The sequence below is a fragment of the Oceanospirillum sp. genome (genome assembly GCF_982874595.1).
In genome coordinates, this window is the sequence record NZ_CEYNZH010000087.1 from 1 (window position 1) to 7340 (window position 7340).

Genomic DNA, 7340 nt, shown 5'->3' on the forward strand with positions numbered 1-7340 from the left:
AGACTTGCTCCGTGACAACGAGGGCGAATTATACGCACAAAACGGGGCAGTACAACCCTTAATTACAAATAAATGGCATTTTTTGTAAATTAACTACAAGTACCTGCCTGTAGGCCACGGATGACGGGGCACTGCGTATTCAAGATTTATATATCACTATTTTCACAAATAAAAATCCCGCCCCCTTTGTTTCAAAGAGGCGGGATTTTATGACAGCCTGAGACATCAAGCGTCTTAGAAGGTATCGCCCGGAATGCGAACAAAACCTTCCATGATAACGCGGGCGCTACGGCTCATGACCGCTTTCTTGGCACGCCAGTCACCATTATCCAACTTTTCCGCTGCAGCACCAACACGCAGGGTACCCGATGGATGACCGAAGGTTACCGCTTCGCGCTCGCCACCGCCGGCAGCGAGGTTAACCACCGTACCCGGCACTGCTGCTGCCGTTGCGATCGCAACAGAAGCCGTACCCATCATCGCATGGTGTAACTTACCCATAGAAAGCGCACGTACACAGACATCAACATCCGATGCGGCAATCTCTTTACCACTTGAAGCCGTGTAGTCTGTAGCCGGGGTTACAAACGCTACTTTTGGTGTGTGCTGACGAGCAGCAGCTTCTGAGACATCTTTGATCAGCCCCATTTTGACTGCACCATGGGCACGGATCGTTTCGAAGCGCGCTAAAGCTTCAGGATTACCATTAATATCTTTTTGCAGCTCAGTGCCTTTGTAACCGATCTCTTCTGCATTCAGGAAGATCGTAGGAATACCCGCACTGATCATGGTTGCTTTGAAGGTACCGATGCCCGGCACTTCCAGATCGTCCACTAGATTGCCAGTCGGGAACATGGAGCCTTCACCATCAGCGGGATCCATAAACTCAACGACCACTTCGGCTGCCGGGAAAGTCACACCATCCAGCTCGAAGTCACCAGTCTCCTGTACTTCACCATTGGTGATTGGCACATGAGCGATGATGGTCTTCTGAATGTTCTTCTGCCAGATACGAACAGTACAGGTACCATTTTCCGGAATACGATCCGCATCCACCAAGCCGCCAGCAATAGCAAAGGCACCAACAGCTGCGGTCAGGTTACCGCAGTTACCGGACCAGTCGACAAAGGCTTTGTCGATAGCAACCTGACCAAACAGGTAATCCACATCGTGATCCGGCTGAGTGCTTTTATCCAGAATAACAGTTTTGGACGTACTGGACGTTGCACCGCCCATGCCATCGATCTGCTGGCCGTATGGATCAGGACTACCGATCACACGCTGCAGAATTTTATCCCGAGCTTCACCCGGCTCCTGAGCTGCAGCAGGCAGATCCTGACGTCGGAAGAACACACCTTTACTGGTGCCACCACGAATATAAGTCGCCGGAATTTTAATTTGAGGAACACTGCCCATCTTTTGCCCCGCTTCTTTTGACGGGTTAATCACCCGAATACTGTGAAGCAGCAGTGAAAATCTGCTGCACCATGAAATACTGTTTTTACTGACAAACGATAAACGCCCACCGAAGTGGGCGCTTAACGGATCAGTCTATTAAGCGACTTCTGATTCCAGGAAGTCCTTAGCGAACTTCTGCAATACACCACCAGCGTTATAGACGGTCACTTCTGCTTCAGTATCCAAGCGACAGATCACAGGCACATTAACCTGCTCGCCATTCTGGCGCTTGATCTCAAGTGTCAGCTCACTACGCGGTGCCAACCCACCTTTAATGGAATAGGTTTCGGTACCATCCAGACCCAGAGTCAGGCGGGTTGTGCCTTCCTGGAACTGTACCGGCAAGACGCCCATACCGATCAGGTTAGTACGGTGAATACGCTCAAAGCCTTCAGCAACGATCACTTCAACACCGGCCAGACGAACGCCTTTTGCCGCCCAGTCACGTGAAGAACCCTGACCGTAATCCGCACCAGCAACCACAATCAGGTTCTGCTTACGGTTCATGTAGGTTTCGATCGCTTCCCACATACGCATCTGCTGACCTTCCGGCTCAACACGGGCCAGAGAACCCTGAATCACTTCACCGCTTTCATCACGGCACATTTCGTTCATCAGTTTCGGGTTAGCAAGCGTTGCACGCTGTGCCGTCAGGTGATCACCACGGTGGGTTGCGTAAGAGTTAAAGTCCTCTTCCGGCAGCCCCATTTTATCAAGGTATTCACCAGCAGCACTGTCCAGCAGGATCGCATTAGATGGTGACAGGTGATCCGTTGTGATGTTGTCCGGAAGAATCGCCAGAGGACGCATATCAGTCAGTGTACGCTCACCTGCCAGTGCACCTTCCCAATAAGGAGGACGACGGATATAAGTAGACATTTCACGCCAATCATACAGCGGACTTTCCGCCTGCTCTTTGTCACCCAGATCAAACATTGGGATATAGATCTGTTTGAACTGCTCAGGCTTAACTGCTGAAGCTACGATTGCATCAATCTCTTCATCCGATGGCCACAGATCTTTCAGCGTGATCTCTTTGCCATCGACAACGGCCAGTACATCTTTTTCGATATCGAAACGGATGGTACCGGCAATAGCGTAAGCAACAACCAACGGAGGCGATGCCAGGAACGCTTGCTTAGCGTATGGGTGAATACGACCATCAAAGTTGCGGTTACCGGACAGTACGGCAGTTGCGTACAGGTCACGGTCGATAATTTCCTGCTGAATCTTAGGATCCAGTGCACCGGACATGCCGTTACAGGTTGTACAGGCGTAAGCTACGATACCAAAGCCCAGTTTTTCCAGTTCAGGCAACAGACCGGATTCTTCCAAATACAGCTTGGCAACTTTTGAACCTGGTGCAAAAGAAGATTTCACCCAAGGCTTACGTACCAGGCCCAGCTCATTCGCTTTCTTCGCTACAAGGCCAGCAGCAACAACGTTACGTGGGTTAGACGTGTTGGTACAGGAGGTAATCGCCGCAATAATAACGGCTCCATCCGGCATCAACCCTTTTTCTTCTTCCGCTTTAGCCGCTTCATAGTTCGTGGCGATACCACGTTCGGCCAGATCTGAAGTTGGCAGACGACGATGCGGGTTAGACGGACCAGCCATATTCCGCACAACAGTGGACAGATCAAACTCCAGTACACGCTCCTACTCAGCTGTTTTAAGATCTGTCGCCCATAGACCAGTCTCTTTCGCATACTGCTCAACCAATGCAACTTGCTCAGGTTCGCGGCCAGTCAGCTTCAGATAATCAATGGTCTGCTCGTCGATGTAAAACATCGCAGCAGTCGCACCAAACTCTGGTGTCATATTAGAGATGGTAGCCCGGTCACCAACGGTCAGACTGTCAGCACCTTCACCAAAGAACTCCAGATAAGCACCGACTACACGCTCCTGACGCAGGAATTCAGTCAGAGCCAGCACGATATCAGTAGCCGTAATGCCCGGCTGACGCTTACCAGTCAGTTTAACGCCCACGATATCAGGAAGACGCATCATGGAAGGATGCCCCAGCATCACGGTCTCTGCTTCCAGACCACCAACACCGACAGAGATCACACCCAGCGCATCAACGTGGGGGGTATGGGAGTCAGTACCCACACAAGTATCCGGGAAAGCCACACCTTCACGAGACTGAACCACCGGAGACATCTTCTCTAGGTTAATCTGGTGCATGATGCCGTTACCGGCAGGAATTACATCAACATTTTCGAAAGCGGTTTTGGTCCACTCGATAAAGTGGAAACGGTCTTCGTTACGGCGATCTTCAATTGCCCGGTTTTTCTCGAATGCATCCGGATCAAAACCTGGTGCTTCTACTGCCAGAGAGTGGTCAACGATCAGCTGAGTCGGTACAACCGGGTTCACTTTAGCCGGATCACCACCTTTTTCAGCGATCGCATCACGCAGACCGGCCAGATCCACCAACGCAGTCTGACCCAGAATGTCATGACAAACCACACGGGCAGGATACCAGGGAAAGTCCAGATCACGCTTACGCTCGATCAGCTGTTTCAGAGAATCAGTCAGAGCTTCAGGCTCACAGCGACGTACCAGCTGCTCCGCCAGAATACGTGACGTGTAAGGCAGTGCTGCGTAAGCACCCGGCTTAATCGCATCAACCGCTTCACGGGTATCAAAATAATCCAGCGAAGTGCCGGTAAGGGATTTACGGTATTGAGTATTCATGTCAGGAATCCACTCGAAATAAGGTCGTAGAGGGACTTACAAAGGAGGAGACAAGGCGTCACCAGCCTTCTCAATCTGAACTGTGGCTATCGGGCGAACCCGATAGCCGGAACAAAAAAGGCAGGGGCAAGGGCATAAGAGGCAAGTATCGTCCAGCCCCGCCAAATTCTGATTCACAACCGATTAAGCACGGTCTTTAATATCTACCCATTCGGCAGATTCAGGACCGGTGTAATCCGCACTTGGACGGATAATACGGTTGTTAGCGCGCTGCTCCATAACGTGGGCGGTCCAACCGGACGCACGGGAGCATACAAAAATCGGGGTAAACAGCTTGGTCGGAATCCCCATAAAGTGGTATGCCGATGCATGGAAGAAGTCAGCGTTACAGAAGAGTTTCTTCTCACGCCACATAACCGCTTCAACACGCTCAGAAACCGCATAAAGATGTGTGTCGCCAACCTGTTCAGACAGCTTCTTGGACCACTCTTTGATGATCGCATTACGTGGGTCAGACTCACGGTAGATCGCATGACCAAAGCCCATGATCTTATCTTTACGCGCCAGCATGCCCATGATCGCTTCTTCAGCCTCATCCGCAGACTTCCACTGCTCGATCATGTCCATCGCCGCTTCGTTAGCACCACCATGCAACGGACCACGCAGAGAACCAATCGCACCAGTAACACAGCTGTGAATATCAGACAATGTAGAAGCACAAACACGAGCGGTAAAGGTGGATGCGTTGAATTCATGCTCGGCATACAGGATAAGAGAAGCATGCATCACTTTAACGTGCAGAGGATCAGGCTTCTTATCGTGCAAAGTCCACAGGAACTGTTCAGCAATAGAATCAGCGTCTGTTTCAACATTGATACGCTTGCCGTTGTGGCTGAAGTTGTACCAGTAGTTGATCATGCCAGGGAATACCGCCAGCATGCGCTCAATGTGGTCAGTCTGCTCTGAGAAATCCTCTTCTGTTTCCAGGTTACCCAGCATAGAGATACCGGTACGCATCACATCCATCGGATGAGCATCAGCCGGAATCTGTTCCAGAACTACTTTCAACGCTTCAGGCAGGCCACGCAGAGTCTTCAGCTTAGCCATGTAAGCATCCAACTCAGCCTGATTTGGCAGCTTGCCGTATGCCAACAGATAAGACACCTCTTCAAACAGCGCTTTGTCTGCCAGTTCTTTAATGTCATAACCGCGATAGGTCAGACCTGCACCGGATTTACCCACAGTACACAGGGCTGTTTCACCTGCCGACTGACCACGCAGGCCCGCACCAGCTAATTTCTTGTCTACCATTCTATGCTCCTTTGCAATCGCTCAGAGAGTCCGATTTTTTATTGTAAGTCGTTGGAATTCATTACCGGTAAAGGCCGCCCTAAGGCAGCCGATACACAAAGAAGTCTGATTACTTGTTTTTGCCTTCGGCAAACAGTGCATCCAGCTTCTCTTCAAAATCGTGATAGTTAAGGAAATCATACAGCTCCATACGGGTCTGCATGCTATCTACCACAGCTTTCTGATCACCATCACGCAGTAAGGCTTCATATACATTCAGCGCGGCTTTGTTCGCTGCACGGAAAGCTGACAGAGGATACAGCACCATTGAGGCACCGTTTTCAGCCAGTTCTTTAGTATTAAACAGCGGTGTCGCACCAAATTCAGTGATGTTCGCCAGCAGGTGAGCACCATTAATACCGTCAGAGAAAGCTTTATAGTCTTCCAGGGTGTGAACCGCTTCAGCGAAGATACCGTCAGCACCCGCTTCCAGACATGCCTGCGCACGTTCAACAGCCGCATTAAGGCCTTCCATCTGGAACGCATCAGTACGTGCCATAACGAAGAAGTCATCGTCCGTTTTTGCATCGACTGCTGCTTTAACACGATCAACCATCTCTTCCAGAGAAACGATCTCTTTATTCGGACGGTGACCACAACGCTTCTGAGCTACCTGATCTTCAAGATGAACAGCAGCGGCACCTGCTTTGATCATCTCTTTAACGGTACGGGAGATATTGAAGGCACCACCCCAACCGGTATCGATATCAACCAACAGAGGCGTGTCAACTGCGCTGGTGATGCGATTAACATCAGCCAGAACATCATTCATAGACGTCATACCCAGATCAGGCAGACCATAAGAGTGGTTTGCAACACCACCACCAGAAAGGTAGATCGCTTTATGTCCAACACGCTCTGCCATCATGGCATGGTAGGCGTTAGTGGTACCTACAATCTGAAGTGGATTCGCTTCAGCCAGCGCTTTACGGAAACGGGCACCCGCAGTCAACTTAGTCATGGCTTATTCCTTCTTAGGGTTGTTCTGCCTGAGATTCACGCAGACGTTGTTCTACATTTTTACGCGACGCACTGATATGGCGTCGCATTAACATTTCAGCCAACTCTTCATCACGTTGTTCGATTGCATCCACGATTCTGTGGTGCTCTTCAAAAGCACGCTTAGGTCGTGAGCTTGAAGCGCTGAACTGATAGCGGTACATCCGAACCAGATGATAAAGCTCACCACACAGGAGTTCGGTCAGCTTCTCATTTTTACTTCCCAGCACAATTCGGAAATGGAAGTCCAGATCACCTTCTTTCTGGTAATACGCCACACCTTCCTGTAGTTCTGAGGTTTCTTCGTGGCGCGCCAGCAGTGCTCTTAAGCTTTCAATCTCTTCTGGAGTCATGTTGCGGGCAGCCAGGCGACACGCCATACCTTCCATCGCTTCACGCACATCATAGATATCCAGCAATTCTTCAAAGGAGAGGGAAACAACCCTCGCTCCTACATGGGGAATACGCTTAATCAAGCGCCTCCCTTCCAGCCGACGGATCGCTTCGCGCAGCGGTCCACGGCTTATGCCGTACTCTTTAGCCAAGCCCGGCTCTGTAATCTTGCTACCCGGCGGAATATCACCTTTAACAATCGCGGTTTGAATCTGCTCAAACACCCGATCCGCCAAGGTGCGGGTTTCAGCCTCTTCATAGGCATATTGAACGTCTGACATGGTCAAGTGTTCTTCTGTAATTTAATTGTCGACAATTTAACGTTGAGAGGAATGTAGACAATTGACTGATATGCGTCAACATCAACAAAAGTCGCATTTGTCTACAATCTGAAAACAACAATCCATTGATATCAGTTTTTTTGCTTTATAATCAGAAGG

The 7340-nt window shown here is 50.1% G+C and carries 4 protein-coding genes and 1 pseudogene; all 5 read right to left on the reverse strand.

Annotation, left to right across the window (positions count from 1 at the left end):
- Window positions 1-234: 234 nt before the first annotated feature.
- The 5 genes and pseudogenes from prpF to AC4GL5_RS18110 all read right to left on the reverse strand — a co-directional run bounded on the left by prpF (window position 235) and on the right by AC4GL5_RS18110 (window position 7181).
- The gene (gene prpF / locus AC4GL5_RS18090; RefSeq protein WP_490384207.1) at window positions 235-1416 is read right to left on the reverse strand and encodes a 2-methylaconitate cis-trans isomerase PrpF; all 1182 of its coding nucleotides are present in this window, start codon (window positions 1414-1416) and stop codon (window positions 235-237) included.
- Window positions 1417-1554: 138 nt separating this feature from the next.
- Window positions 1555-4158, reverse strand: a pseudogene (gene acnD / locus AC4GL5_RS18095) (Fe/S-dependent 2-methylisocitrate dehydratase AcnD).
- A 183-nt stretch (window positions 4159-4341) separates the two neighbouring features.
- Window positions 4342-5469 carry a bifunctional 2-methylcitrate synthase/citrate synthase gene (prpC, locus tag AC4GL5_RS18100; protein ID WP_490384208.1) on the reverse strand — a complete coding sequence of 376 codons (1128 nt, stop codon included), beginning with the start codon at window positions 5467-5469 and terminating at the stop codon, window positions 4342-4344.
- Between the two features lie 109 nt (window positions 5470-5578).
- The gene (gene prpB / locus AC4GL5_RS18105; protein ID WP_490384209.1) at window positions 5579-6469 is read right to left on the reverse strand and encodes a methylisocitrate lyase; all 891 of its coding nucleotides are present in this window, start codon (window positions 6467-6469) and stop codon (window positions 5579-5581) included.
- A gap of 13 nt (window positions 6470-6482) precedes the next feature.
- Window positions 6483-7181, reverse strand: a complete 699-nt coding sequence (locus AC4GL5_RS18110; RefSeq protein WP_490384210.1) for a GntR family transcriptional regulator — start codon at window positions 7179-7181, stop codon at window positions 6483-6485.
- Window positions 7182-7340 lie beyond the last annotated feature (159 nt).